General features: G+C 51.9%; 29 protein-coding genes. All 29 read left to right on the forward strand.

Annotated elements, in window-relative coordinates:
• Positions 1–9: 9 nt before the first annotated feature.
• The 29 genes from trmFO (at position 10) to HOP44_RS09890 (ending at position 26,344) form a co-directional block, all read left to right on the forward strand.
• On the forward strand, positions 10–1,344 hold the full coding sequence (trmFO, locus tag HOP44_RS09750; protein WP_172252799.1) for an FADH(2)-oxidizing methylenetetrahydrofolate--tRNA-(uracil(54)-C(5))-methyltransferase TrmFO: 1,335 nt from the start codon (positions 10–12) through the stop codon (positions 1,342–1,344).
• Positions 1,345–1,371: 27 nt separating this feature from the next.
• Positions 1,372–1,911: an ATP-dependent protease subunit HslV gene (gene hslV, locus HOP44_RS09755; RefSeq protein WP_172194437.1), complete on the forward strand. Its 540-nt coding sequence runs from the start codon at positions 1,372–1,374 to the stop codon at positions 1,909–1,911.
• A gap of 90 nt (positions 1,912–2,001) precedes the next feature.
• Positions 2,002–3,411: an ATP-dependent protease ATPase subunit HslU gene (gene hslU / locus HOP44_RS09760; protein ID WP_172252801.1), complete on the forward strand. Its 1,410-nt coding sequence runs from the start codon at positions 2,002–2,004 to the stop codon at positions 3,409–3,411.
• A gap of 325 nt (positions 3,412–3,736) precedes the next feature.
• Complete coding sequence (gene flgB / locus HOP44_RS09765) at positions 3,737–4,144, forward strand: flagellar basal body rod protein FlgB (protein WP_172252803.1); 408 nt, start codon at positions 3,737–3,739, stop codon at positions 4,142–4,144.
• Positions 4,145–4,146: 2 nt separating this feature from the next.
• The gene (gene flgC, locus HOP44_RS09770; RefSeq protein ID WP_172252805.1) at positions 4,147–4,599 is read left to right on the forward strand and encodes a flagellar basal body rod protein FlgC; all 453 of its coding nucleotides are present in this window, start codon (positions 4,147–4,149) and stop codon (positions 4,597–4,599) included.
• 73 nt (positions 4,600–4,672) lie between these two features.
• Entirely contained in the window at positions 4,673–4,984 is a 312-nt protein-coding gene (gene fliE / locus HOP44_RS09775) for a flagellar hook-basal body complex protein FliE (RefSeq protein WP_172194441.1), read from the forward strand.
• Between the two features lie 49 nt (positions 4,985–5,033).
• Positions 5,034–6,626 carry a flagellar basal-body MS-ring/collar protein FliF gene (gene fliF, locus HOP44_RS09780; RefSeq protein WP_172252807.1) on the forward strand — a complete coding sequence of 531 codons (1,593 nt, stop codon included), beginning with the start codon at positions 5,034–5,036 and terminating at the stop codon, positions 6,624–6,626.
• Positions 6,627–6,638: 12 nt separating this feature from the next.
• Positions 6,639–7,655, forward strand: a complete 1,017-nt coding sequence (gene fliG, locus HOP44_RS09785) for a flagellar motor switch protein FliG (RefSeq protein ID WP_172252809.1) — start codon at positions 6,639–6,641, stop codon at positions 7,653–7,655.
• Entirely contained in the window at positions 7,648–8,472 is an 825-nt protein-coding gene (locus HOP44_RS09790) for a FliH/SctL family protein (RefSeq protein ID WP_172252811.1), read from the forward strand. The genes fliG and HOP44_RS09790 overlap by 8 nt, the downstream gene beginning before the upstream one ends.
• A 159-nt stretch (positions 8,473–8,631) precedes the next feature.
• Entirely contained in the window at positions 8,632–9,951 is a 1,320-nt protein-coding gene (fliI, locus tag HOP44_RS09795) for a flagellar protein export ATPase FliI (RefSeq protein ID WP_172252813.1), read from the forward strand.
• Between the two features lie 12 nt (positions 9,952–9,963).
• Positions 9,964–10,407, forward strand: a complete 444-nt coding sequence (fliJ, locus tag HOP44_RS09800) for a flagellar export protein FliJ (protein WP_172253047.1) — start codon at positions 9,964–9,966, stop codon at positions 10,405–10,407.
• A gap of 40 nt (positions 10,408–10,447) precedes the next feature.
• Complete coding sequence (locus HOP44_RS09805; protein ID WP_172252815.1) at positions 10,448–11,392, forward strand: MotE family protein; 945 nt, start codon at positions 10,448–10,450, stop codon at positions 11,390–11,392.
• A 30-nt stretch (positions 11,393–11,422) separates the two neighbouring features.
• Positions 11,423–12,799 carry a flagellar hook-length control protein FliK gene (locus HOP44_RS09810; RefSeq protein ID WP_172252817.1) on the forward strand — a complete coding sequence of 459 codons (1,377 nt, stop codon included), beginning with the start codon at positions 11,423–11,425 and terminating at the stop codon, positions 12,797–12,799.
• Between the two features lie 21 nt (positions 12,800–12,820).
• Entirely contained in the window at positions 12,821–13,477 is a 657-nt protein-coding gene (locus HOP44_RS09815; RefSeq protein WP_172252819.1) for a flagellar hook capping FlgD N-terminal domain-containing protein, read from the forward strand.
• Positions 13,474–13,848, forward strand: a complete 375-nt coding sequence (locus HOP44_RS09820; protein WP_172252821.1) for a TIGR02530 family flagellar biosynthesis protein — start codon at positions 13,474–13,476, stop codon at positions 13,846–13,848. The genes HOP44_RS09815 and HOP44_RS09820 overlap by 4 nt, the downstream gene beginning before the upstream one ends.
• Positions 13,849–14,015: 167 nt before the next feature.
• Positions 14,016–14,840, forward strand: coding sequence for a flagellar basal body rod protein FlgG (gene flgG, locus HOP44_RS09825; RefSeq protein WP_172252823.1), 825 nt, complete (start codon positions 14,016–14,018; stop codon positions 14,838–14,840).
• 71 nt (positions 14,841–14,911) lie between these two features.
• Positions 14,912–15,136, forward strand: coding sequence for a flagellar FlbD family protein (locus HOP44_RS09830; RefSeq protein WP_172194451.1), 225 nt, complete (start codon positions 14,912–14,914; stop codon positions 15,134–15,136).
• Entirely contained in the window at positions 15,136–15,606 is a 471-nt protein-coding gene (locus tag HOP44_RS09835) for a flagellar basal body-associated FliL family protein (RefSeq protein ID WP_172252825.1), read from the forward strand. The genes HOP44_RS09830 and HOP44_RS09835 overlap by 1 nt, the downstream gene beginning before the upstream one ends.
• 82 nt (positions 15,607–15,688) lie before the next feature.
• Entirely contained in the window at positions 15,689–16,687 is a 999-nt protein-coding gene (gene fliM / locus HOP44_RS09840) for a flagellar motor switch protein FliM (protein WP_172252827.1), read from the forward strand.
• Positions 16,677–18,020: a flagellar motor switch phosphatase FliY gene (fliY, locus tag HOP44_RS09845; protein ID WP_172252829.1), complete on the forward strand. Its 1,344-nt coding sequence runs from the start codon at positions 16,677–16,679 to the stop codon at positions 18,018–18,020. The genes fliM and fliY overlap by 11 nt, the downstream gene beginning before the upstream one ends.
• Before the next feature lie 28 nt (positions 18,021–18,048).
• The gene (locus HOP44_RS09850; protein WP_141449400.1) at positions 18,049–18,414 is read left to right on the forward strand and encodes a response regulator; all 366 of its coding nucleotides are present in this window, start codon (positions 18,049–18,051) and stop codon (positions 18,412–18,414) included.
• A gap of 7 nt (positions 18,415–18,421) precedes the next feature.
• Entirely contained in the window at positions 18,422–18,964 is a 543-nt protein-coding gene (locus tag HOP44_RS09855; RefSeq protein WP_172252831.1) for a flagellar biosynthetic protein FliO, read from the forward strand.
• Positions 18,961–19,734: a flagellar type III secretion system pore protein FliP gene (fliP, locus tag HOP44_RS09860; RefSeq protein WP_172252833.1), complete on the forward strand. Its 774-nt coding sequence runs from the start codon at positions 18,961–18,963 to the stop codon at positions 19,732–19,734. The genes HOP44_RS09855 and fliP overlap by 4 nt, the downstream gene beginning before the upstream one ends.
• A gap of 36 nt (positions 19,735–19,770) precedes the next feature.
• Entirely contained in the window at positions 19,771–20,040 is a 270-nt protein-coding gene (gene fliQ, locus HOP44_RS09865) for a flagellar biosynthesis protein FliQ (RefSeq protein ID WP_141449403.1), read from the forward strand.
• Between the two features lie 12 nt (positions 20,041–20,052).
• Positions 20,053–20,841, forward strand: coding sequence for a flagellar biosynthetic protein FliR (gene fliR / locus HOP44_RS09870; RefSeq protein ID WP_172253049.1), 789 nt, complete (start codon positions 20,053–20,055; stop codon positions 20,839–20,841).
• 41 nt (positions 20,842–20,882) lie between these two features.
• A complete protein-coding gene (flhB, locus tag HOP44_RS09875) occupies positions 20,883–21,971 on the forward strand; it encodes a flagellar biosynthesis protein FlhB (protein WP_246369696.1) in 1,089 nt (362 codons plus the stop codon).
• 22 nt (positions 21,972–21,993) lie between these two features.
• Positions 21,994–24,027: a flagellar biosynthesis protein FlhA gene (flhA, locus tag HOP44_RS09880; RefSeq protein WP_172252835.1), complete on the forward strand. Its 2,034-nt coding sequence runs from the start codon at positions 21,994–21,996 to the stop codon at positions 24,025–24,027.
• On the forward strand, positions 24,024–25,460 hold the full coding sequence (gene flhF, locus HOP44_RS09885; RefSeq protein ID WP_172252837.1) for a flagellar biosynthesis GTPase FlhF: 1,437 nt from the start codon (positions 24,024–24,026) through the stop codon (positions 25,458–25,460). Before flhA ends, flhF begins: the two co-directional genes overlap by 4 nt.
• Positions 25,457–26,344, forward strand: a complete 888-nt coding sequence (locus HOP44_RS09890; RefSeq protein ID WP_172252839.1) for a MinD/ParA family protein — start codon at positions 25,457–25,459, stop codon at positions 26,342–26,344. Before flhF ends, HOP44_RS09890 begins: the two co-directional genes overlap by 4 nt.
• Positions 26,345–26,347 lie beyond the last annotated feature (3 nt).

The raw sequence follows: 26,347 nt of genomic DNA on the forward strand, positions 1-26,347 counted from the left end.
GAACATGAAGTGAGCAGCAATCAACGGGTAACGGTAATCGGGGCGGGACTGGCGGGGAGCGAGGCGGCTTGGCAGATTGCCAGCCGCGGCGTTCCGGTCACGCTTTACGAGATGCGGCCGAAAGTGAAAACTCCGGCGCATCATACTTCTTATTTTGCGGAGCTGGTTTGCAGCAATTCGCTGCGGGCAAACGGCTTTACGGGAGCGGTCGGCGTGTTGAAAGAAGAAATGCGCCGGCTCGATTCGCTGGTGATCGGCAAAGCGGATGCCAGCGCCGTTCCGGCGGGCGGAGCGCTTGCCGTCGACCGGGACTTGTTCTCGGGCGGCATTACGCAGGCGTTGAAAGAGCATCCGCTTGTGGATGTACGGGAAGAAGAAGTGACGGAGATTCCCGAAGACGGAATTACGATCATCGCTACGGGACCTCTTACTTCTCCCGCATTGTCCGAGCAGATCAAAAGCTTTATGGGCGAAGAATACTTCTACTTTTATGATGCGGCGGCACCGATCATCGAGAAAGATTCGATCGATATGGATAAAGTTTACCTCGCTTCCCGTTACGACAAAGGAGAAGCGGCGTACCTGAACTGCCCGATGACCGAAGAAGAGTTCGACCGTTTCTACGAAGCGCTGGTTACGGCGGAAACGGCGGAACTCAAAGAGTTTGAAAAAGAAATTTACTTCGAGGGCTGCATGCCGATCGAGGTCATGATGCAAAGAGGACGTCAGACCGCGCTGTTCGGGCCGATGAAACCGGTAGGACTGCCCGACCCGCGCACGGGCAAAAACCCGTTTGCCGTCGTGCAGCTGCGCCAGGACAACGCGGCGGGCACGCTGTACAATCTGGTCGGTTTCCAGACGCACCTGAAATGGGGCGAGCAGAAGCGGGTATTCCGGATGATTCCGGGCCTTGAGAATGTCGATATCGTCCGCTACGGCGTCATGCACCGCAATACGTTCATCAATTCGCCGAAGCTGTTGGAACCTACCTACCAGTGCAAAAACAAACCGAATCTGTTTTTTGCAGGACAGATGACCGGTGTGGAAGGCTACGTCGAATCGGCGGCGTCGGGTCTGATTGCGGGAATCAATGCGGCACATCTGGCCCTCGGCCGCGAGCCGATCGTTTTCCCGGAAGCAACGACGCTTGGTGGAATGGCGCGTTATATCACGACAGCCGATCCGGATCATTTCCAGCCGATGAACGCCAATTTTGGACTGCTGCCGAAACCGGAACAGAAGATCCGCAACAAAAAAGAAAAAAACGAAGCTCTGGCCATGCGCGCGTTGGATGCGTTGGCGGCTTTTACGGCGGAAAATGCGCTGAATCCCGTCCGCAGCTGACCGCCCTATCCGGAGAGGAGGATCACGATGGAAATTTCGTTTCACGCGACGACCATTTGCGCGGTGCGCAAAAACGGTAAAGCGGCCATAGCCGGAGACGGCCAGGTAACCATGGGACAGAACGTCATCATGAAGCAGCACGCGAAAAAAGTGCGCAGATTGTACCGCGGCCAGGTATTGGCCGGGTTCGCCGGCTCTGTCGGAGATGCGATCACTTTGTTCGAAAAATTCGAAGGCAAACTGGAAGAGCATCAAGGCAATCTGCAGCGTGCAGCCGTCGAACTGGTCAAAGAATGGCGTACCGACCAGATGCTGCGCAAGCTTGAAGCCCTGATGATCGTCATGGATAAAGACGGCATGCTGCTGATTTCGGGCAACGGAGAGATTATCGAGCCGGACGACGATATTATCGCGATCGGTTCGGGAGGCAACTTCGCTTTGTCCGCGGCAAGAGCGCTGAAGCGTCATGCGGATCTGGAAGCCAAAGAGATCGCTTTTGAATCGTTGAAAGTCGCGGCCGAGATTTGTGTCTATACGAATGATAATATCATTGTCGAAGAACTTTAATGCCAATTACAGGTCGGTGCGTCCGTTTCTACAAAGTCCGGCAGCGGACGATCGAAACGGCGTTCAGGCCAAGGAGTGGAGGGTATGGTCATGAAAAACGAAGCCCTGACACCGCGGGAAATCGTGTCGGAACTGGACAAGTACATCGTAGGACAGAAGAATGCGAAACGTTCGGTAGCGGTTGCCCTTCGCAACCGATATCGCCGCAGCCTGCTGTCCGAAGAAGCTCGTGACGAAGTCGTGCCGAAAAACATTCTCATGATTGGACCTACGGGCGTCGGCAAAACGGAAATTGCACGCCGGCTGGCAAAACTGGTCGGGGCGCCTTTTATCAAAGTCGAAGCGACCAAATTCACGGAAGTGGGTTATGTCGGCCGGGACGTCGAATCGATGGTTCGCGATCTGGTCGAAACTTCAATCCGCATGGTTAAGGCAGAGCGTACGGAGAAAGTGAAAGACCGCGCGGAAGAAATGGCCAACGAACGGATCGTCGAGATTCTGGCTCCGGCCTCCAAATCTTCGTCTTCCCAGCGCAACCCGTTCGAAATGCTGTTTGGAGGCCAGAACAAAGCGCCTTCCGAGCCCGAACCGGAGAAAACGCGCTATGAAGAAGGTACGCTTAGCGAACGCCGTCGGAAAATCCGTTTCGAGCTGCTTGCCGGGAAACTCGAAGACGATGTGATCGAGATCGATGTCGAAGATGCGATGCCGAATATGTTCGACATGCTGGCCGGGCAAGGAAACGACCAGATGGGCATGAATATTCAGGAAATGCTCGGAAACTTCATGCCCAAGCGGAGCAAGCGCCGCAAGCTTCCGATCCGGGAAGCCCGCAAAGCCCTGACCCAGGAAGAAGCATCGAAGCTGATCGATATGGACGACGTGAATCAGGAAGCGGTGCGCCGGGCGGAACAGGCCGGAATCATCTTTATCGACGAGATCGACAAAGTCGCCGGCGGAGGCAGGGGCCATGGCCCGGATATTTCCCGCGAAGGCGTACAGCGGGATATCCTTCCCATTGTGGAAGGATCGACGGTTGTGACGAAGTACGGCCCCGTCAAAACGGATTATGTGCTGTTTATCGCGGCCGGCGCTTTCCATGTGTCGAAACCTTCGGATTTGATTCCGGAACTTCAGGGCCGTTTCCCGATTCGGGTAGAACTGGAAAGTTTGACGCTGGAAGATTTCATCGCCATTTTGACCGAACCCCAGAACGCCTTGACCAAACAGTATGTCAATCTGCTTCAAACCGAGAATATTGAAATTTCGTTCTCGGCGGAAGCGATTCACGAAATCGCGAGCATTGCCGCTTCGGTAAACCAGAATACCGAAAACATTGGCGCGCGCCGTCTGCATACCATTTTGGAAAAGCTGCTTGAAGATTTGTCGTTCGAAGCTCCGGAACTGAATCTGGAGCAGATGACGATTACTCCGGAGTACGTTCGGGAAAAATTGTCCGATATCGCGAAAGACCGCGATTTGAGTCAATACATCCTGTAGGGACGGCGGATACGCGTTGTAAGCCTATTCATTTTTTTCCGAGGAGGCCGCTTGCTTCGGATTGATCGAAATAAGAAAAAGCCCTGTCTTCCAACCATGGAAAGATAGGGCTTTTTTCTCATTGTTTTATAGGCCCAACTCGAAGAAACTTAGATTAGGCATTATCAAGTTTACAACGACAGACATATTGCGGTTTTAAAGCAATGAGCAGAAGCTCATACACCAAATATCGGCAGTACGGGCAAAAAAACAATAGTTTAGTCGAACTTAATTTTGTATAATTTATAATACGCACGAGTTTTTAATACCTAAAGGAGTGGAATCGATGAATATTCTGAACGACACCGGTTTTAACCGCCTGCGCAGCGCGATCGATGCTTCGAATACAAGGCAGCAGGTCGTTTCCAACAACATTGCCAATGCGGATACGCCTTATTTTAAGCGTTCCGAAGTATCCTTCGAGAGCCTGCTCCAGTCGGAAATGAACGGTGTAAGTTCGATTAAAGGGCGTATGGCCAGTTCGCGTCATATTGCAATCGGTTCTTCGGGTTCCATTCCTACCGCGCGCGTTACCAGCGATAACAGTACGGCGATGAACAACAACAAGAACAATGTGGATATCGACAGCGAAATGACGGCCCTTGCCGAAAATCAGCTGCGCTATAACACGTACATCGAAGAAGTGAATCATCAAATCAAAATGATGCGTACAGCGCTGGGAGGCAACGGATAATTATGAGAATCAGCAGCGGTTTTGATGTTAACGCATCCGCTCTTACGGCACAGCGTCTTCGGATGGATATCATCTCGTCGAATATTGCGAACGCCGATTCGACGCGAGCTCAAGTGGTCGACGGCCAAGCCCAGCCTTACCGGCGCAAAGTGGCGGTCCTTTCGGAAAACAGCCAAACCCCTTTTGCACAAACGCTGAATTCGGCCATGAATGGAAAAAGTTCGGCAAGCGGAGTCAAAGTGACGGCCATTCAAGAAGATCACGAGCCTTTCAAGCTGGTCTATAACCCGACTCACCCGGACGCGAATACAGACGGATACGTGCAGATGCCGAACGTGGATATCGCCAAAGAAATGGTCGATATGATTTCGGCTACACGCTCTTACGAAGCAAATGTAACGGCTCTCAATGCGACAAAGGCCATGCTCACCAAGGCTCTTCAGATCGGCAAGTAACTTCGCTCGAATAGACGGATTTTCAAATCCCTGCGGGGTCGCCTAAGCGAACCCGACAGAAAGGAAGATTGCGATGATTCAAAACCATATGTTCAATCCGGTACAAATGGCTAACCGTGCGGTTTCCGGTGTTCAGGAGAGCGGGGGCGCAACGCCTCAGGAATCGATCGAGAACTTCGGCCAGTATTTGCAGGACGCTCTTCAAGGCGTATCGGATATGGAGAAAACGGCCGATACGACCGGGAAACAATTCATGCTTGGACAAGCGAATGTGGATCAGGTCATGATTACCGCCGAGCAAGCTCTTCTCGGTCTTCAAATGACTTCGCAGGTGCGAAACAAAGTGATCGAAGCCTATCAGGAAATCATGCGGACACAACTGTAAAAGTAATCGAAAGCAAGTCAAGTACAATGCTGCGTAGTGGGGTGAAATTGTGAACGAAAGACTGACCCGAATAAGGGATTCGCTCTTGGGCTATTGGAACCGGCTCAGCAAAACCCAAAAGGGCCTGCTGGTATCGACGGTCGCCATTACGCTGCTGACCATCGTGATTCTGACCATGCAATTTTCTAAAACGGAATATGAAGTGGCTTTTCAGGATATGAACAGCGAAGATGCGGCCGCGGCCATGGCTTATCTGGATTCGGCCAGCATTCCGTACAAACTGGGCGCTGACGGTACGACTTTGTCGGTACCGAGTACGGATGCCGCGAGAGTTCGTGTAGATATCGGATCGCAGGGAATCATCCAGAACGGTTCGGTCGGTTTCAACAAAATGTTCGGAACGACCACTTCGGCTCTGGGAATGACCGAAAATGAATTCGATGTCAAATACAACAGCGCTTTAAACGGAGAAATCGAATCGATGCTGAGAATGATGAGCGGCGTAGATTCGGCGAAGGTACTGATTAATCTGCCGAAAGAAAGCTTGTTTGCAAACAGCGAAGATCAGGAACAGGCCTCCGCTTCGGTCGTAATGACGTTCAAACCGGGTTACCGTGCGAGCCAGGAAGTCATTGACGGATACTTCAACCTGGTCAAGACATCGGTGCCGAATCTGCCTATCGACAATATTACGATAACGAGCGATAACACCGAATTGTACGCTTCGAATGCAGGCAACGGCTTTGGAGCCGGAGCGGCAGGAGCGATTCAGGATAACCTGGCGATCCAGCGCAAATACGAAAGTGATATCGAAAAAAGCGTGAAGATGTTTCTCGGGACTATAGTTGGGGCCGATCGGGTGAATGTGCTCGTGGCTTCGAAGCTGAATTTCGATCAGGTCAATGCGGAAGAAACAACGTATTCGCCGGTTGACGTAGAAAACATGCGGGGGATCGAGCTCAGCGTTCAGGATATTCAGGAAAGTTACACCGGAGCGGGTGCGGCGGAAGGCGGAGTCGCGGGAACCGGAACGGAAGCCGTTCCGACTTATCCCGGCGATACTTCATCCGGCCAATCCACTTCGGAAAGTTCCAATAAAATCATCAATTATCAAGTCAACCAGATTAACAAGCAAATCGTACAAAGCCCGTATGTCGTAAAAGATTTAACCATAAACGTGGCGATTGAACCACCTAGTGGACAACTTCCATTGGATTCAGCTATTGAAGACTCGGTCACAAGCGTGTTGTCCAATATCGTGTCAGCCTCGCTTGCCGATTCCGGAGTGGAGTATAGCGCAGATGAGCTTGAAGCCAAAGTCCTTGTGTTTGGCTCGGTTCCGCCAGGACAAGAGGCAGCCGCCGATACGGGAATGTCCAGAACGCTGCTGTGGGGAATTATTGCCGGATTGGCCGTTCTGCTTGCCGCAGCGGTATTCCTGGTTCTGCGCCGCAGAAAAAGAAATCGGGAAGAAGAAGAGCTGCTCGAAGAAATGGCACTTCCGACTCCTGCCGAAATGCCGTCCATCAATCTGGATACGGTCAACGGGGAAAGCCAGATGCGCAAGCAGCTTGAATCGCTCGCCAAGAAAAAGCCGGACGAATTCGTTAATCTGCTGCGCACTTGGCTAGCTGATGAATAGGAGTGAAGAAGTGTGGCCAAAGCAAGCGCGCAAACGTTAAGCGGTCGGCAGAAGGCTGCTATTCTGTTGATTTCGCTGGGGCCTGAAGTCTCGGCTCAAATATTCAAGCATCTGCGCGACGAAGAGATCGAGCAGCTTACGCTCGAAATTGCGAACGTACGTAAAGTGGACAGTTCGGAGAAGGACTCGGTGCTTGCCGAGTTCCATCAGATCTGTCTTGCACAAGAATACATTTCGCAGGGCGGCATCAACTATGCAAAAGAAATTTTGCAAAAAGCGCTCGGCGAACAAAAAGCTTTGGAAGTGATCAACCGTCTGACCGCTACCCTGCAGGTTCGCCCGTTCGACTTTGCACGCAAAGCCGATCCGAGTCAGATTTTGAACTTTATCCAAAACGAAAATCCGCAGACAATCGCTCTTGTCCTGTCTTACCTGCAGTTCGAGCAGGCGTCGATCATTCTTTCTTCGCTGCCTCAGGAGAAACAAGCCGAGGTAGCGCGCAGGATTGCGATGATGGACAGTACTTCTCCGGAAGTCATTGCCCAGGTCGAACGGATTCTCGAGCAGAAACTTTCTTCGACCGTTACCCAGGACTTCGCTACGGCGGGCGGTATCGAATCGATCGTCTCGATCCTCAACGGCGTCGACCGGGGAACGGAACGCACCATCTTGGATTCGCTCGAAATTCAGGATCCGGAACTGGCGGAAGAAATCAAAAAAAGAATGTTCGTATTCGAAGATATCGTCAATATCGACGATCGTTCGATCCAGCGGATCATTCGCGATGTGGAAAATGCGGATCTGCAGCTTGCGCTCAAAGTCGCGAGCGAAGAAGTTCGCGAAGTGGTATTCAAGAACATGTCCAAGCGGATGGCCGATACGTTCCGGGAAGAAATGGAATTCATGGGTCCGGTGCGGCTGCGTGACGTTGAAGAAGCCCAGACTCGTATCGTAACCATTATACGTAAGCTGGAAGAAGCGGGCGAGATCATCATCGCGCGCGGCGGAGGAGATGATATTATTGTCTAACCTCATTAAATCTTCGCAGTATGTGCCAAAAGAAGACTTTGTCAAACTGGATCTGCATCGGCATTACGCTTCTCCCAAGCCGGATGGTACGGAAGGGTCCGACGAACCGCACCTTCCCGCGGTGGATTCACAGACGATACAGACCAAAGACGAAATGATCCGGGATGCAAAGGAATTTGCGGAATTCCAGATTCGGGACGCGGCCGAGCAGGCCGAACGTATGCTGGCGGAAGCGGAGCAGCAGATCGAACTCTGGTGGCAGGAAAAGCGGGAGCAGGATGAGCTTTTGATCGAAGCGGTCAAGTCTCAGGGATTTCGCGAAGGTTATGAGGAAGGCCGGCTTCAAGCGGAAGCGGAGCTGAATGTTCAAATCCAGCAGGCTGCCGAAGAATCGCAGCTGTTGATCCAGGAAGCGGTCCGTACCAAGGATGAAATCATTCAGGAAGCCGAACCGTTTCTTGTCGAACTCAGCTCGGCCATCGCCGAAAAAATTATCGACCGCAAGCTGGAAGAAGACGCTGCACTGACCCTGTCCTTAATCCGTCAGACCCTTGCGCGCAAAAGGGAACAGGGAACGATTACGCTCTGTGTGGCACCGGCCCAATTTTCGATGATCAACTCGGCTCGTGAAGAGCTTGCTATGTCGATCGACTCGCAGGCGGAGCTTCAAATCCTGCCCGATTCCACGGTCAAAGACCGCGGCTGCGTCATTCGGTCCAATTTCGGCAGTGTAGATGCAAGAATCGATACCCAGCTCGCCGAAATCAAACGCGAACTTCTTCGATTGGCCCTGCACGAAGAGACGTCGGGGAGCTAGAATCGGAAGGGTACTCCTAGTCGCTGAAGATTCCTATAGGAACTTCAGTAGGAGCCCGGGTTTTTTTCAATGGCAAAATAGCACTTTTTAGCCTTAGTGGTTTTTTTATAACCATGTAGAATAAGGGTATAAAGCGAATGACGGTGCGGAGGTGAGGGGATGAAAGGATTTCTGGTCGACAAATACTTGGAACAGCTTAAACAGCTCGATCCGGTTCGGGTGAACGGCAAGGTGACGCAGGTTATCGGGCTGATGGTGGAATCGGAAGGGCCGGATGCAAGTATCGGCGAGGTGTGCTACATCTATCCCACCAAAACCGCCGCGCCGCTCCAAGCCGAAGTCGTCGGATTCCGGGACAACAAAGTGCTGCTGATGCCGCTGGGCGAACTGCAGTCGATCGGCCCGGGATGCGACGTGGTCGGCACAGGCAAACCGCTGACCGTTCAAGTAGGGTCGGAGCTGCTGGGCAAAGTGCTCGACGGTCTGGGAAGACCGCTTGACGGTTCGCTGCTTCCGGCACGAATGGCCCATGCTTCAACGTTCAACATTCCAAGCAATCCGCTGCAGCGTCCGAGAGTGCACGAGCCGATCAACGTCGGTGTCCGGGCGATCGACGGACTGCTGACAATCGGCAAAGGACAGCGGGTCGGCATCTTCGCCGGCTCGGGTGTCGGAAAAAGTACGCTGATGGGAATGATTGCCCGTAATACTTCGGCCGACATCAACGTGATCGCTTTGGTCGGGGAACGGGGCCGGGAAGTACTGGACTTTATCGAACGGGATTTGGGAGAAGAAGGCTTGGCACGTTCGGTCGTGATCGTCGCTACCTCGGATCAGCCGGCTTTGGTTCGGATCAAGGCCGCTTTGATCGCAACGAGCATCGCCGAATATTACCGGGACCGGGGAATGAACGTCATGATGATGATGGACTCGGTAACGCGTTACGCGATGGCCCAGCGCGAAGTCGGGTTGGCCGTAGGCGAGCCTCCGGCGATGCGGGGATACACGCCTTCGGTGTTCGCAAGCCTGCCGAAGCTGCTGGAGCGTGCGGGAACGGGGCCTACCGGATCGATCACCGCTTTCTACACGGTGCTCGTCGACGGCGACGACATGAACGAACCGATCGCCGATGCGGTACGCGGGATTCTGGACGGTCACATCGTACTGAATCGCGGGATTGCGAATCGGGGACACTTTCCGGCAATCGACGTACTGGCCAGCATCAGCCGGGTCATGAAAGATATCTCCCCGGAGATTCAGACGGATGCGGCGAACAATCTCAAACGGCTGCTCTCGGTATACAAAGAATCGGAAGACTTGATCAACATCGGAGCTTACCAAAGAGGTTCGAGCGCGGAGATCGACGAAGCGATAGAAAATATCCAACGCATTTGGGACTTCACGAAACAAAAGGTAGACGAAAAAACAACGTTGCATGAAACGATAGAGCGTTTAATCCAAGAATTCTCAAGGAGCTGACCTTAAGAAATGTTGAAATTCAACTATTCTTTCCAAAAAGTCGTGGATCTGAAAACAAGCGAGAAAAATCATGCCGAAATGCATCTTTCTTCGGCAATCGGAAAACTGCAGGCTGAAACGCACACATTGGGACAACTGTTTTCCGATAAAGATCATATGGCCGATTCCCTTCAGGACAAAGCCACAAACGCGGTTTCAGCTTTCCAACTCCAGCAGATGCAGGATTATATCAACTATATCGATCAGTGCATCTTACAAAAACGTCAGGACATTCAAATGGCACAGGTGAAAGTCGAAGAAAAGAAAGAACACCTGACCACCAAAATGCTGGACGAAAAAGTATGGCTGCAGGCGCGCGGAAAAGCGCTCGAATCGTTCCAAAAAGACGAAGGACTGCGCGAGCAAAATGAGCTTGACGAGATGGCGACCGTTCGTTTCGCCTCACGGGCCCGCTAACAGCAAACGGGCAGCGCAGGTGCAAAAGGAGGTCAAACACATGGCAAAAGCCGGAACGGAAGCCGAATTGGATCTGGAACAGCCTTCGGGCAGTAAAGCCGGACGAATTCTCTTGTTCGCCGTACCGATCCTGTTCACGGTTGTATTGGTCGGGGCGCTGTTGGCTTTATCCAATCCCGCTACACGCAATACCGTATTGGAGACGGCGAACAAGGTGCCGATCGTAGGCTCCATGCTTCCCAAGCCAACCTATACGCCGGAACAGCAGGCGCAGAAGAAGGAAGAGAAGCAGGTCGAAAGCGCGGAAGCGACAATCAACGAACTTAAAACGCAGCTGGCCAAAAAAAATACCGAATTAAAAACGGCCCAGCAGGCTCAAGTCGATACGCAAACGAAAGTGGACGACTTGACGAAAAAGCTGGAGGCGGCGCAGGCCAAGCAAAAAGAGGCGGCCGCCGAAAAAGAACCCGAAAAGCCAAGCGATCAGGTCAAGCAGTTGGCTCAAACTTACGGATCCATGAGTGCCAGCAAAGCGGCTCCTATTCTCGAAACGCTGACGGATGCGGAAATTGCCATGATTCTGGATGCCATGAACACGGAGCAGCGTTCCTCGATCATGCAGAAGATGGCAGCCGACAAAGCGGCCAAGGTATCGATTATGCTTAAAAATGCAGCGTCCCCTTCGAAGTTGGAAGCGGCGGCCAACACGGCGCGTGCGGCGGCAGACAAGGCGGCACAACCTGCACAGGCGGCATCTCCAAGCGGAGCTTCGCTGAACCAGGATCAGTTGGCTCAAACCTTCTCTTCCATGGAAGCTTCCAGTGCTTCAACCTTATTGGCCCAAATGGCTAAAACCAACCAAACAAAGGTGCTGACCATTTTGAAATCGGTAGATGATACGACACGTTCCAATATTCTGTCCCAAATGGCAGGTACGGACAGCGAAACAGCCGCTTCGTTGGCTAACAAATTAATCGGCGGCTAAAGCCGCTCGAAAGGAGGTGGAACAATAAAAATGGGAATGACGATTCCAGGTATGACAGTCGCCGCTTCGGCACCTGCGGCGGGAGGAAAAGCTACAGCCGCTGCGGCGGGAAGTGGTGCGGCGGCCGTGTTCGGTCAGTCGCTCCAGCAGTTAATGGGAGCTTCGGCAGCGGGAACAGCATCGGGAGAAACGGCCGAGACGCCGACCAACCCTTTGTTGTCCGCCCTGCAGCAGCTGATTGCGGCGGCAGCGGGAACTGCGGAAGACGGCAGCGGCTCCAACGCGCCGGCCTCCGAAGAACTTGACGTAAAGCTTGAAGAATTGATGAAGCAGTTGGATACGCTCGATGAACAGCTGACAGAAAATCCGGAATTGATGTCCATGCTGCAAGGCTGGATTCAGCAAGCCCAGACCCTTCTTAACCCGCAGAACGAATCGGCGGAGCAAGAAGGCGGCCAGCTCCAAACGGAAAATACATTAGAGAGCTTGTCTTCCAATCCTTCTACGCTAAAATTTGCTTTGCAGGACGCGGTGGCGCAGCTTATCGAACTGCAGCAGGCGACTGAAACGGCTCCTCAACTGAAAGTACAGGCTGGGCAGGCACTCGCGGCTCTGGAAGACACGATCCAAACAGCGGAAAACAAGATCCAACAGAGTCAGGTTAAGACGGCACCGGTACTGCAGGCAATGGAAGCTGCTGCGATTCAAGAAGAAACCCAGCCTGCAAAAACAGAACAATCGTCGGTTAAACCTGCGGGAGATTCGACGATCGTATCGTCGAAAAACCAGAGTCAGCCTTCCGGAAACGGCACCCAGCAGGACGGACAGGCTTCGGAAGAAGCTCCGCAGGAATTCAAGCTGCAGGGAACGATCACGGCCGGAGAGTTGGCGCTTCGCACAAACGGTCTGATGCCAGCCAAACCTGTTGAAGCCGTACCCGTCCATCGGATGGCTCAAGAAGTAGAGAAGCTTGTGGTAGACCGCTTGGAAATTTTGCAAAAGCAAGGATTTACCGAAGCGAAAATCTCGCTGACACCGGACCATCTCGGTAAAGTGGATATTCGGATTACGATGCACGCCGGACAGCTGGTTGCGCACTTTGTCACTGAACATGCCGCAGCCAAAGATATGCTGGAACAGCAGATGGTTCAACTTAGAGGCTCGCTGCAAGGGCAAGGGCTGACCGTAGAAAGACTTGAAGTTACACAAAGTTCTTCGCTGCAGTCGCAGATGGATCAAAACGGCGGCCAGGCAAACAGCGGACAGCAGCAGGGAAGACGTTCGCGTACACGGGAAGAAGCCAATGACGATGCAAGATTGACGGCTGAACTCGGCGAAGAACTCGGCGAGTGGTTAAGACAGAAGACAGCCGCACAGTCCGGAAGCTCGTTCATCGCAGAAGCTTAACTCAGACAGGAGGGCAATTTTTTGGCAAATGATAATGTTTCGACTTCAAACATTTGGCCCAACTATTCGGCGCAGAACGTACAGAAGGCGTCGGCCGCTTCCACCAAAGACTCGGCAACGATGGGCAAAGAGCAGTTTCTGACGATTCTTATCGCACAGCTCAAAAACCAGGATCCGCTCGCTCCGATGGACAATTCACAGTTTACCGCTCAAATGGCGCAGTTCTCCTCGCTGGAGCAGTTGATGAATATGTCCACGCAGCTGACACAGATGAATTCTTCTATGGGATCGGCTTCGCAGCTGATCGGTCAGAAAATCACTTGGTACGATGAAGAATCGAAAAATTATCTGACCGGCGATGTGGCTTCCGTTCTGCAAAAAGACGGCAAAATGTTTGCGGCAGTCGGCAAATATCTGGTTCCTACGTCGGATATCACCATGGTAGAACCCGCAGGAACAACCGGCGAAAAAACGGAAGGTGCAGTATCTGTCAAAGCCGCCGAAGCAGCAGCTTCAGCCGAGGATAAACCAGCGGGCGCAACCGATACGACAGCGGCGGAACCGACAGCGGAAGCTCAGGCCGCCGCAGCGCAAACCGCCCAAAGCCAGCCCTCGCAAAATTCTGCAGAGGAGGCTGCCGGGACTTCGACATCCGGCGATAACGGAGGTGCAAAATGAATGACCCGATTCGCGTAGGACAGTTATATCCTGCGAAAATACCGCCGAAAACATCGCGAGCAGCTACAGCTCCGGCAGTCGGCAAAGAAAGCTTCCAGACGGTGCTTGAAGACAAAATGCTGAAATTCAGCGGGCATGCTTCAAAAAGACTGGAACAGCGGGGAATCGAATTTAATCCCGAACAGCTTCGCAAGATCGGCAGCGCAATCGATAAAGCCGCCGCGAAAGGGTCCAAAGAATCGCTGCTTCTTATGCAGGATATGGCCCTTATCGTAAACGTCCGCAATCGAACCGTAGTTACGGCAGTCGACGGGGGATCGATGAAAGACAATGTATTCACCCAAATCGACAGCGCCGTCATTGTTTCCTAGTTTAAACGGCTGGCCCGATAGGAAGCCGTATTACCGCCGAACGCATGACGCGGTAAAAAATAGCACTTTATAGCCGGGTTTTTTCCTGGCAAAGTCAAGTAAAATGAAATCAGATCAAAAGAGTCGAACAAAATCAAAATGTGTCAAACCATAGGAGGAATCATTTAATGTTGAGATCTATGTATTCGGGCGTGTCGGGTATGAAAGGCTTCCAGACGAAATTGGACGTCATCGGCAATAACATCGCGAACGTCAATACGGCCGGATTCAAATCCTCCCGCGTTATGTTCAAAGATATTCTCAGCCAAACGGCAGCGGGTGCCACAGCGCCGACAGATAATCCTACCGGCGGTTCGAACGCCAAACAAATCGGTCTCGGCGTATCGATCGGTTCGATCGATACCCTTCACCTGGCGGGCAGCGCAATGACGACCAATAACCCGACCGATCTGCGGATCGACGGCGACGGATTTTTTGCGGTGGCACTTGAAGGCGGCGGAGAAATCGGTAACACCTTCCTGACAAGAGCTGGCGATTTCCATGTCGACGGAGCAGGCAACTTGGTTAACTCCGACGGATTGTTCGTTTTGAACACAGCGGGTGAAGCGATCAACGTACCGCAGGGTTCCAGTTTCCAAATCGGAAGTGACGGAACGGTCGCTATCAAAAACGCCGAGGGCGAAGTGGATACGGAAAACCGCCTTGCGGTTGTCGTGGTACGCAATCCTGAAGGTTTGGAAAAAGCCGGAGGCAACCTGTACCGGGTCGGACAGAACGCGTTGGGACCCGAAGCGGTAATTTCTCTCGATCCGGAAGACGAAGCCAACGGCGGAGCGGGCGGCATCGTAGCCGGTCAGCTGGAAATGTCCAATGTCGATCTGACAAGCGAATTCACGGAAATGATCACGGCTCAGCGCGGTTTCCAAGCGAACTCCAGAATTATCACCACATCCGACGAAATGCTGCAGGAAGTCGTTAACCTGAAACGTTAATCCGGATTGATTAGCGGCGGAAGGGCGGGCTGATTACAGCCTCCTTTCCGCTCATTTACGGGAGGAAAAACATGATTCCAGTTACTCGTTTGAACGGATCGCCGCTGTGGCTTAATGCGCTGCAGATCGAGATGGTCGAAGAAACGCCGGACACTTACGTTACGCTGGTTAACGGCAAGCGCATGATCGTGCTGGAAAAGTCCGCCGACGTCGTCAAGCTGATGACCGAATATTATGCCGCAATCGGCCTGCACACCGCTTCGATCAAAGTGCAGAATACGGGAGAAGAAGAATAATGAAAAAACTTTTACCATGGATCATTACGATGTTTCTGGCGATTACGCTGATCGTAGTGGCTGTATTCCTGGTTTTGGGGAACAACGACAAAGAAACGACGGCATCGGCGGCTGAAAAAAAAGAAGAAGCCAAGCAGGAAAAGAAGCTGACGGCGAAAGAAATCGTGGCCGTGAGTTCCGATATTTCCGGAATCAAGACCAATCTGTCCGATCCTTCCTACATTGTACAAGTCGATTTCTCGTTCCAGTTGGACAGTGCGAAGGTCAAGGCGGAATTCGATGCAATCAAAGAGATTACGATCAAACCGATTATCCTGATGACGCTTGCGGATATGTCGCCTGAAAGCGTAGGTACCGCAAAAGGAAAAATGCAGTTGAATACGAAACTTAAAAACCTGATTAACAAAGCGATGCCGGAAGGCGAAGTCGTGAATGTCAGTATCACAAACTTCATTTTGGCAAATATCTGATCAGAGAGTTTCGCAATCTGCTGGATGAATTCGAGGCCGTGCCGCAAGGGGCGGCCGTGTTTATGGGAAGGGGGTGAAAGGTTTGGTTGATGTATTATCCCAGAACGAGATCGACGCCCTATTAGCCGCGCTTTCATCTGGCGAAATGGATGCCGACGAACTCAAAAAAGAAGATACGCAGCGAAAAATCCGTTCCTACGATTTTAAAAGAGCGGTGCGTTTTTCCAAAGATCATATTCGAAGTTTAACCCGGATTCATGAGAATTTCGCGCGAAACTTGACCACTTATTTTTCCGCACAGCTTCGCACCTTTGTTCAGATCAGCGTTGTGCAGGTTGAGCAGCTGCCTTATGACGAATTCATTCGCTCCATTCCGAAAATGACCGTTCTGAACATTTTCGAAGCGGAGCCGCTCGAAGGACGCATGGTACTCGAAGTGCACCCCAACATTGCGTTTACGATGGTGGACCGGATGCTGGGAGGTTCGGGCACGGCGCCTCTTAAACCGGGAGCGTTGACCGAAATCGAAACCATCATTATGGAGCGGATCTTCAGCCGGGCCTTGGAGAATTTGCAGGAAGCCTGGAAAACGGTCTTTGATCTTACGCCAAGAATGGAAGCGCTGGAGACCAATCCGCAGTTTATGCAAATTGTATCGCCCAATGAGACAATTGCGCTGATTTCGCTCAGTACCAAGATCGGGGATACAAGCGGGATGATCAATCTGTGTATTCCTCACGTTGTCATCGAGCCGATCATGTCCAAATTGTCGGTGCACCACTGGTTCGTTTCGCAGAAAAAAGCGCGTGTTCCGGAGGAACTCGAAGCACTGCGTCAACGGGTAAGGCGCGCCGAACTTCCGGTTATTGCGGAACTCGGGCAATCTCAGCTGACGATTCGCGAATTCCTCAGTTTGGCTCCGGGAGACGTCATTACGCTGAATAAAGCTACAGAAGACGGCCTGGCTATCCGTGTCGGAGAAAACCTGAAGTTTATCGGCAGTCCGGGCATGATCAAGGATCGGCTTGCCATACAAATCGATGAGATCGTCAACGAAGGAGTTGAGGAATTTGACGAGTAAGGATTATTTGTCCCAAGAAGAAATCGACGCGCTGCTGCGGCAGTCCGAATCGGACGACGGAAGCTCGTCGGAGGGAGCGGAACAGACGGTCGATGATTTCCTGACTTCCATGGAGCAGGATGCCATGGGCGAAATCGGGAATATCACGTTCGGCAGCGCCGCAACGGCTTTGTCTACGCTGCTCGGCCAGAAGGTTGATATCACGACACCAAAAGTTTCCATTATCACAAGAAGTCAGTTCGAATCAGAGTTTCCAAAGCCCCACGTAGCCGTGCATGTCAACTACGTAGACGGTTTCCAGGGAATCAACTCGCTTGTCATCAGGACTAGAGACGCCCAGATTATCGCCGATCTGATGCTTGGCGGGGAAGGGGATCCCCAGGATGAAGAACTGAACGAAATCCATATTAGCGCCGTGCAGGAAGCCATGAATCAGATGATGGGTTCTTCCGCTACCTCCATGTCCACCCTTTTCAACCGTTTTGTCAACATATCTCCGCCGGCAATCGATATTCTCGACGTCAGCAACGGAGACGGAGTCAGTAATCTTCCGATGGAAGAAACATTGATCAAAGTTTCGTTCCGTCTCCTGATCGGGAATCTGATCGATTCGACCATCATGCAGTTGATAACGGTCGAATTTGCCAAAAACATGGTCAATATGCTTCTGGGTGGGGGAATGACCGAAGAAGAGCCGGCGGCTCCGGCGCAGCCTCAGGCGGCGGCGCCGGTTCCGGAACTCCAAGTGCAGCAGCCGGCTCCGCAGCCGCAGATGCAGCAGCCTTCCGCTCAGAATGCCCCGTATCCGGATCCTTACGGCGTCTCGGGACAGCCGCAGGGTATGCCGCCTTACGGAATGCCAGGACAGCCGCAGATGCCTTATCCGGGCTACGGAGCACCTGGCATGCAGCCGGATTACGGCACGCCTTATCCGGCTTATGGGCAGATGCCGATGCAGCCGCAGATGCAGCAGCCGCCCCAGCCTAATCATTACGGAAACCCGGGGCGCAATGTCAATGTTCAGCCTGTTCAGTTCGGGAATCTGCAAAACGGCGGATATGGCCCATCAGATGAAAATAATTTAGGATTATTGATGGACATTCCCCTCAAAGTAACCGTAGAATTAGGAAGGACCCAAAAGCAGATTAAAGATATTCTTGAATTGTCCCAGGGTTCCATCGTCGAGCTGGATAAACTTGCCGGCGAACCGGTTGACATCCTGGTTAACAATAAGCTGATCGCCAAAGGCGAAGTCGTCGTTATCGACGAAAACTTCGGTGTACGCGTGACGGATATCGTAAGCCAGTGGGACCGCATTCAAAACTTACAATAACGTAAACGACAGGGAGGATTTTTAATCAATGGCAAACCGTATTCTTATCGTGGACGACGCCGCTTTTATGCGCATGATGATCAGAGATATCCTGACAAAAAACGGATTTGAAGTCGTAGGTGAAGCTCAAGACGGGTCGCAGGCAATCGAGAAATTCAAGGAGCTTAAGCCGGATCTGATCACCATGGATATCACAATGCCGGAAATGGACGGAATCGCCGCTTTGAAAGAAATCAAGAAAATCGATGCAAGCGCAAAAGTAATCATGTGCTCGGCTATGGGCCAACAAGCCATGGTTATCGATGCCATTCAAGCGGGTGCAAAAGACTTCATCGTGAAACCGTTCCAATCCGACCGCGTTGTCGAAGCTATCAATAAAACGCTTGGCGCGTAATGCGCCTATGCTTTTATTGAACGAAGAGCAGCCGAATTTCACGGCAGATACCGGCGCCTATTCTTATCTGTTATGGGTAATCTTCGTCCTGATTGCGATCGTTGCCCTCATTGTTTTTTTGATCCGCTACCTGGGCAAAAAAAATCGGGGCTGGTTCAGCGGCCGCTCTGTCCGTACACTCGGCGGAGTAGGTCTCGGCCAGAATAAATCACTGCAGATCATAGAGATCGGCGGCAGCATTTATTTGATCGGCGTTGGCGAGAATATCTCGCTGATCGACAAAATTTCAGGTCCTGAGGAAGTGAAGCAGTTGATCGAGGCACTGGAACAGGAAAATACCGGCCCGAACATCGCATTGCCCGCTTGGGCAGATAAACTCACATCCAGATTCCGAAGCGGATCAAATCCTCCTCCCGAAGCGGAAGAGCTTGAAGCGGCTTCGTTCCAACAGTTATTCGAAACGCGTCTGCGCGAATCATCCGACCGCCGACGCAAAGTCGACGATCTATTGGATCCAGAAGAATCTGCCGACCGATCGAGGGAACCATGAAAAAAAAGTTAACGTTAACCTTCCTACTGTTACTCGCATTCGTATTTATTCAAGCTCTGCCGACCGCACATGCGACCGGCACGGAAAATCCGATTCCGAATATCGATCTTCAGATAGGCGGCGATTCGGAAGGAGCACCGGCAACAAGCACGCTTTCCGTGCTGCTTTTGATTACGGTCATCAGTATTGCACCGGCTCTGCTGGTTCTGATGACAAGTTTCACCCGTATCGTCATTGTGCTCAGTTTCGTCAGAACGTCGCTCGGTACGCAGCAAATGCCGCCGAATCAGGTGCTCGTGGGACTGGCACTTTTTTTAACGCTTTTTATTATGTCTCCTACAATGTCGGCGATCAACGAGACAGCTCTGCAGCCGTACATCCAGGGCGATCTTACCCAGATGGAAGCTTTGAATCAGGCAGCCGTTCCCATGAAGGAGTTCATGTTCAAGCACACCCGCGAAAAAGACCTGCTGCTGTTTATGGAATACACCGGTGCCGAGAAACCTGAAAGTTTTCAGGACATTCCGCTCACTGTCATGGTACCCGCTTACGCCATAAGCGAGATGAAGACCGCTTTTCAAATGGGTTTTATGATTTATATTCCTTTTTTGGTGATCGATATCGTCGTATCCAGTACGCTTATGGCGATGGGCATGATGATGCTTCCTCCGACCGTCATCTCGCTGCCGTTCAAGATTTTGCTGTTCGTGCTCGTGGATGGTTGGTATCTGGTCGTCAAGTCGCTGCTTCTCAGCTTTGACACGGGTTAACTGCCCAAGATCGGATAAATTCGGGAGGGAAACGATATGGATTCAAACTTCATTATCGGTCTCGCGGGTCAGGCGATCTACGTCGTATTAAAGGCCAGTGCCCCGATGCTGATTTTGGCTCTTGTAGTAGGCTTGATTGTCAGCGTGTTTCAGGCGACGACACAGATTCAGGAACAAACGCTTGCTTTCGTGCCCAAGATTGTGGCCGTTATGCTGTCGGTTCTGATTTTCGGTCCATGGATTCTGAATACGCTTGTCGATTTCACTTACACGATTTTAAATAACTTGTATCTGTATGTCGGATAAGGCCGGTTTATGATGATAAATCTGATGCAGTCTTTTCCGGTATTTTTGCTTATTTTTTGTCGGGTGACCACTTTTTTTGTCATAGCGCCCCTGATTTCTTCGCGAAATGTGCCAACCCGATTCAAAGTCGGGCTTGCGACAATGGTTGCGATTCTCGTATACCTGAGTTACGGAACGACCCAGACGGCTGCTTTTGACGGAGAATATATACTTTTGATCGTACGCGAGATGCTGATCGGGCTCCTGCTCGGTTATGTCGCTTATCTGATGATCATAGCGATTCAAATCGCAGGTGCGGTTCTCGATATTCAAATCGGTTTCGGTATGGCAAGCGTTTTTGATCCGACAACGGGCGCCGTGACGCCGCTGACCGGTAACTTCAAATACATGATTGCCATGCTGATGTTTTTATCCATGGACGGCCATCACAGACTGCTGGATGCGATTGTATACAGTTACAACTGGGTACCGATCGACAACGAACTGTTTGTGAAAATTTACGACGGAAGTCTTATGGAGTTTTTGCTCAAAGCTTTTGCGATGGTGATGGTCGTCGCTTTCCAGATGGCGGCACCGATCGTCGTAGCGTTATTTTTGACGGATGTCGGCCTTGGCTTCCTGGCAAAAACCGCTCCGCAGTTCAACATATTCGTGATCGGAATTCCGATCAAGATCATTGTGGGCCTTGTGCTGATGTTGCTGCTGATGCCTAGTCTGACGTACATTTTCGACCACCTGTTTTCATTGATGGCCGAAAGTATGCAGGGATTTTTGGGGACGGTTGGAGGCAGACCGGAATGAACAGGGAAGCAGCAAGGCGGACAGCGAAAGGAGCTGGAACATTGGAGCTCAGGCATAAACTCGACCTGCAGATGTTTTCGGGAGAGAAGACGGAGAAAGCCACGCCGAAAAAAAGAGACGAAAGCCGGAAAAAAGGCCAGGTTGCCAAAAGCCAGGAGCTGCCTGGCGCGGCGATTCTGATCGCGTCAATCGCAATTTTGATGGTGTTTGGCGGCCAGTTTCTTACCGTTATTACCCACCTGTTTACGGATGTCTTTACGGACCGTATCAATATGGAAATCACGATCGACAATGTGATGAATATGATGATGCAGTATATGATCGAGATTATGAAACTGCTTGCTCCGATTTTTATCTCTGTTGTACTGCTTGCGATTATAGCGAGTTTTGCCCAATACGGCCTGCTGTTTGCAAGCGAAGGTCTCAAACCCCAGTTCAGCAAGCTCGATCCGATCAAAGGATTCAAGAACATCTTCGCGCTGCGTGCACTGGTGGAGATGTTCAAGTCGCTGTTGAAAATGACCGTTATCGGTTTTCTGGTCTACAGTACACTGCAGGGCCAACTCGAAGCCATATCGAAGATGCACTCCATGTCGCTGGAAAATATTCTCGATTTTGCTTCTTCCGTAACGGTAACACTGGGGATCAAAATCGGTGCCGCACTGCTTGTTCTCGGCGTACTCGACTTTATGTACCAAAAGTACGAATTCGAAAAAGGCATCCGGATGTCGAAGCAGGATATCAAAGATGAGTACAAAAAAGCGGAAGGCGATCCGATGATCAAAGGCAAAATCCGCGAACGGCAGCGTCGTATGGCCATGCAGCGGATGATGCAGGATGTTCCGACCGCCGATGTTATCATTACGAACCCTACGCATTATGCAGTGGCGCTCAAATACGACGGCACCCAGATGCAGGCGCCCGAAGTGGTTGCGAAAGGCCAGGATTTCGTCGCACTGCGGATCCGGGAGATTGCGAAAGACAACGGTGTACTGATTATGGAAAACAAGCCTCTGGCACGCGCGCTGTTCGCTCAAGCGGAGATTGGGGATACTGTTCCCGCAGATCTTTTCCAGGCGGTTGCGGAAGTGCTGGCTTATGTATACAAGTTAAAAGGCAAAGTGAAGTAATCGAGCCCGGAGGGAGAAAATTATGAAGAAAACGGACATAGTCATTCTTGCCGGCGTGCTCGGAATCATTCTGATGATGATTCTGCCGATTCCGACCTGGCTGCTCGATATTTTGATTGTAATCAATATTGCGGTTGCGATGCTGATCATGCTGCTTGCGATGAGTACCAAGGAAGCGCTGCAGTTTTCGATCTTCCCGGCCCTGCTGCTGATCACGACGCTTTTCCGGTTGTCGCTTAACATTTCGACAACCAAACTGATTTTGGGACAGGCTGATGCGGGTTCCGTTGTCGCGACATTCGGCGAATTCGTGGCGGGCGGAGAGATCGCGATCGGCTTTATCGTCTTTCTGATCTTGGTCGCGGTTCAATTTATCGTTATTGTCAAAGGTTCTGAACGCGTAGCCGAAGTAGGAGCGCGCTTTACGCTCGACGCGATGCCCGGCAAGCAGATGAGCATTGACGCCGATTTGAACGCCGGCCTGATCAATGAACAGCAGGCGCGGGAAAGACGTTCTAAAATCGAGCGCGAAGCGGACTTCTACGGCGCAATGGACGGAGCAAGCAAATTCGTAAAAGGCGATGCGATCGCCAGCATTATCCTGCTGATCATCAACTTGGTCGGCGGTTTCATTATCGGCATGACGATTCACGGCATGGAGTTTTCGGACGCCTTGTCTACCTATTCGATCCTGACTATCGGGGACGGACTGGTAAGCCAGATCCCGGCGCTGCTTATCTCGACCGCATCGGGTCTGATTGTAACGCGCGCCACTTCGGAAGGGAACCTGGCGGACGATGTGGTCGGACAGCTGTTCTCGTTCCCTAAACTTCTGTATATCGTAGCTGCGGCAATCGCCCTGCTTGGCTTCCTGACTCCGATTCATTGGTTCTCGACACTGCCGCTTGCAGGTCTGCTCTTTTTCGCAGCGCGGCGTATGCAGAGCAATCTGACCCGGAAGCAGGTTGCGGAAGAACTTCAGGAAGAAGAGCAGCAGATCGAAGAAGTACGCAGTCCCGAAAGTGTGGTCAGTCTGCTGCAGATCGATCCGATCGAATTCGAGTTCGGCTACGGACTGATTCCGCTTGCGGATATGCAGCAGGGCGGCGATCTGCTGGACCGGATCATTATGATTCGCCGGCAGTGCGCGCTGGAACTGGGACTTGTCGTTCCGGTCATCCGGATTCGCGACAATATTCAACTAAGACCTAACGAATACGTGATCAAAATCAAAGGAAACGTGGTTGGTCGGGGAGAGCTTCTGCTCAATCATTATCTGGCCATGAGCCCGGGTTTCGACGACGAGAGTATCACCGGGATCGAGACGATGGAACCCGCATTCGGGCTTCCGGCGCTGTGGATCGACGAGACGACCAAAGAACGCGCCGAACTGTCGGGTTATACGGTGGTCGATCCGCCTTCCGTCGTAGCTACGCATTTGACCGAACTGGTCAAACGCCATGCACACGAACTGCTTGGCCGTCAGGAGACGAGAGCTCTGATCGACAATCTCAAGGAAAGCTATCCCGTGCTTGTCGACGAGCTTATTCCTTCGGTATTGGCAATCGGGGATATCCAGAAAGTGCTGGCGAAGCTGCTCAAGGAGAAAATTTCGATCCGCGATATGGTCACGATTTTCGAAACGCTGGCGGATTACGGCACTTACACGAAAGATCCCGAAATATTGACCGAATACGTACGTCAAGCGCTGTCGCGCCAAATCACCCAGCAGTTCACGCAGCAGGGAGAAACGATGCGGGTTATCACCGTAGGGCCGAATCTTGAAAAGAAAATCGCCGAAAGCGTGCAGCAGACGGAACAGGGCAGTTATCTGGCTCTCGACCCGGTATCGACACAGGCGGTCTATCAAAAGCTGACCGAGCAGGTAAACCGTGCCGTTCAATCCGGACAGCAGCCGATTCTGCTCGCTTCGCCTACCATCCGTATGTATATGCGCCAAATTATCGAACGTACCATGCAGGACATTCCGGTACTCTCCTACAGCGAACTTGAGCCGAGTGTTGAAATTCAAAGTGTCGGAGTGGTGAACTTATGATCGTTAAGCGTTATGTAGTGGAGACGATGATTGAAGCCATGCAGAAAATCCGGACCGATCTGGGCTCCGATGCCGTGATCCTGAGCACCAAAGAAACCAAAGTCGGAGGATTGTTCGGACTGTTCGGCAAAAAAAGGTTGGAAGTGGTAGCGGCTCTGGAAACAGAAAAAAAAGCCGATGAAAAAGCGCGCAAGTCGGCCGAACCGCCGGCTCCGGCGCTGTCGGTTCCTGCTGCAATCCCGCGCAGTGCGGGGGCTGGCGCTTATCGCAAAGCCAGTGCCGCAGGTGCATCCCCGCAGATGCCGGCCGTTCAAAAGGAAAAAGCTGCAACGTTGGAAACTGGGCCAAATGTCGCGGTTTCTTCTTCAATTAAGAGTCTTGAGAACCTTCATATAAATCCTGAGGCCCAATCTTCCGATAATTCTTTTAACGGGAGTATGAGGCCCGCGCCTTCTCCGGAAAGAAGGACGACGGTTCCGGAAGATTACAACCCCGCCGTCCAAGCCGAGCAGCAGCTCCAGTTGGAACGCAGCATTCGGGAATTCCAGGGCGAACGGGTACAGGCGGGAGAAGACAGGTTGTACGAAGAGCTTCATCGGATGCGTCTGATGATCGACAAATTGTCCAAAAGCGACGACCGGTCCGACCCGCTTCCGGAAAACCTGGAGAAGCTGTTGACCCGACTGCGCGAGCAGCATGTCGAGGAAACCCTGATTGAAGAATGGCTGGAAAGTGTACGCGGTTCAAACGAAGCAGCTTTTTCCATCTCTTCCGCAGAGGCGTTGAAGCAGACTATTCGGGACTTCGCGACGGCTCGCGAAGGAGGAGGAGTCGGAGCCGAGACGCGCATCGTGTATATCGCGGGTCCTACGGGAGTCGGGAAAACGACAACGATTGCAAAACTGGCTGCCGAACAAATGTTCAAGAAAAAAAGAAAGGTCGGCTTTATTACTTCCGACACCTACCGGATCTCCGCGATCGAACAGCTTCGGACCTATGCGTCGATCCTTAACGTTCCGCTCGAAGTCGTCCAGTCGCCGGGGGACCTGCAGAGAGCTTTTCAGAAGCTTGAAGGCTGCGATCTGATTTTGATGGATACGGCAGGGCGGAATTACCGGAACGAAATGCTGGTGTCCGAGCTTCAGGCTTTGATCGCTCCCATCGAACACAGTGAAACCTATCTTGTATTGAGCCTGACGTCCAAGTATGGGGACATGGCCGAAATCACGGAGAACTTCAGCCAATACCCTCTGGATAAAGTCATCTTTACCAAAGCCGACGAAACCGGAAGCTTTGGCAGCATTTTCAGGCTGCTTCATCAGTATCCGCTTAAGTATTCCTACATCACGAACGGACAAAACGTACCGGATGATCTGCTGCTTCCCGGCGGTGAACTCCTTGTCGACGTCCTGCTGAGAGAACAAAGCTTATGAGCGATCAGGCCGCGGCACTCCGGGAGATGATTTCTTCACTCAGATCCGCTCCGTCCAGGAAGCCCGACTCTTCCGAGAAAACGGCACACATCATTGCGGTTACAAGCGGAAAAGGAGGAGTCGGCAAATCGAACTTTACTTTGAACTTTGCTCTAGAACTCCAAAAGTTGGGAAAAAAAGTGCTGGTGTTCGACGCCGATATCGGAATGGCCAACATTGACGTGTTAATGGGTGTCCGTTCACAGTACAATTTGTTTCATCTGCTAAAGCGAGAAAAAAGTATGAGCGAAATTATTCAGTCGGGTCCGAATTCGCTTCCTTTTATCGCAGGAGGATCGGGCATGACCGAATTGTTCTCGCTTTCCGAAGACGATCTGCTGCACTTTACCGGACAGATCGAAGAAATCGCCCAAGACCTGGATTACATCCTGTTTGATACCGGTGCAGGATTATCCAAAGAGACGATTCGCTTCATTACGGCTTCCGATGAATGCATCGTGGTCACCACCCCGGAACCTACTGCCATTACCGACGCTTATGCGTTGGTCAAAGTGGTGCACGACCTTGAACATTCCGCGTCATTCCGACTGGTCGTGAATCGGGCTTTGGACCGGCGGGAAGCCCAGCAGACGGCGGACAAGATCAGGCTGGTGGCCCAAAAATTTCTCCATTTGGATATTCCGGTTCTCGGGCATGTCAGCGACGACCCCCATGTGAGTCAGGCGGTCAAAAAGCAGACGCCCTTCTCTATCCGGTTTCCGAACAGTCAGGCTTCGAAAGACATCCAAGAGCTGGCCTTTCGTTATACGCAACATTCCTTGCAGGTTCGGGCCGATTCGCCGAAAGGGATTAAAGGCTTTGTAAACAGACTATTAAAACGGTGAAAC

Origin of the sequence: Saccharibacillus deserti, assembly GCF_013618475.1 — a bacterium.
GTDB classification, from domain to species: Bacteria; Bacillota; Bacilli; order Paenibacillales; family Paenibacillaceae; genus Saccharibacillus; species Saccharibacillus deserti.

Excerpts from the sequence above, each read along its gene's own strand:
- flgG (WP_172252823.1), top strand. The coding sequence starts at position 14,016 with ATGTTGAGATCTATGTATTCGGGCGTGTCGGGTATGAAAGGCTTCCAG.
- fliE (WP_172194441.1), top strand. The coding sequence starts at position 4,673 with ATGATTCAAAACCATATGTTCAATCCGGTACAAATGGCTAACCGTGCG.
- fliQ (WP_141449403.1), top strand. The coding sequence starts at position 19,771 with ATGGATTCAAACTTCATTATCGGTCTCGCGGGTCAGGCGATCTACGTC.
- fliR (WP_172253049.1), top strand. The coding sequence starts at position 20,053 with ATGATAAATCTGATGCAGTCTTTTCCGGTATTTTTGCTTATTTTTTGT.
- flhA (WP_172252835.1), top strand. The coding sequence starts at position 21,994 with ATGAAGAAAACGGACATAGTCATTCTTGCCGGCGTGCTCGGAATCATT.
- HOP44_RS09830 (WP_172194451.1), top strand. The coding sequence starts at position 14,912 with ATGATTCCAGTTACTCGTTTGAACGGATCGCCGCTGTGGCTTAATGCG.
- HOP44_RS09855 (WP_172252831.1), top strand. The coding sequence starts at position 18,422 with ATGCTTTTATTGAACGAAGAGCAGCCGAATTTCACGGCAGATACCGGC.
- HOP44_RS09820 (WP_172252821.1), top strand. The coding sequence starts at position 13,474 with ATGAATGACCCGATTCGCGTAGGACAGTTATATCCTGCGAAAATACCG.
- hslV (WP_172194437.1), top strand. The coding sequence starts at position 1,372 with ATGGAAATTTCGTTTCACGCGACGACCATTTGCGCGGTGCGCAAAAAC.
- HOP44_RS09805 (WP_172252815.1), top strand. The coding sequence starts at position 10,448 with ATGGCAAAAGCCGGAACGGAAGCCGAATTGGATCTGGAACAGCCTTCG.
- HOP44_RS09850 (WP_141449400.1), top strand. The coding sequence starts at position 18,049 with ATGGCAAACCGTATTCTTATCGTGGACGACGCCGCTTTTATGCGCATG.
- flhF (WP_172252837.1), top strand. The coding sequence starts at position 24,024 with ATGATCGTTAAGCGTTATGTAGTGGAGACGATGATTGAAGCCATGCAG.
- flgB (WP_172252803.1), top strand. The coding sequence starts at position 3,737 with ATGAATATTCTGAACGACACCGGTTTTAACCGCCTGCGCAGCGCGATC.
- flgC (WP_172252805.1), top strand. The coding sequence starts at position 4,147 with ATGAGAATCAGCAGCGGTTTTGATGTTAACGCATCCGCTCTTACGGCA.
- HOP44_RS09890 (WP_172252839.1), top strand. The coding sequence starts at position 25,457 with ATGAGCGATCAGGCCGCGGCACTCCGGGAGATGATTTCTTCACTCAGA.
- fliI (WP_172252813.1), top strand. The coding sequence starts at position 8,632 with ATGAAAGGATTTCTGGTCGACAAATACTTGGAACAGCTTAAACAGCTC.
- HOP44_RS09835 (WP_172252825.1), top strand. The coding sequence starts at position 15,136 with ATGAAAAAACTTTTACCATGGATCATTACGATGTTTCTGGCGATTACG.
- fliP (WP_172252833.1), top strand. The coding sequence starts at position 18,961 with ATGAAAAAAAAGTTAACGTTAACCTTCCTACTGTTACTCGCATTCGTA.
- hslU (WP_172252801.1), top strand. The coding sequence starts at position 2,002 with ATGAAAAACGAAGCCCTGACACCGCGGGAAATCGTGTCGGAACTGGAC.
- HOP44_RS09810 (WP_172252817.1), top strand. The coding sequence starts at position 11,423 with ATGGGAATGACGATTCCAGGTATGACAGTCGCCGCTTCGGCACCTGCG.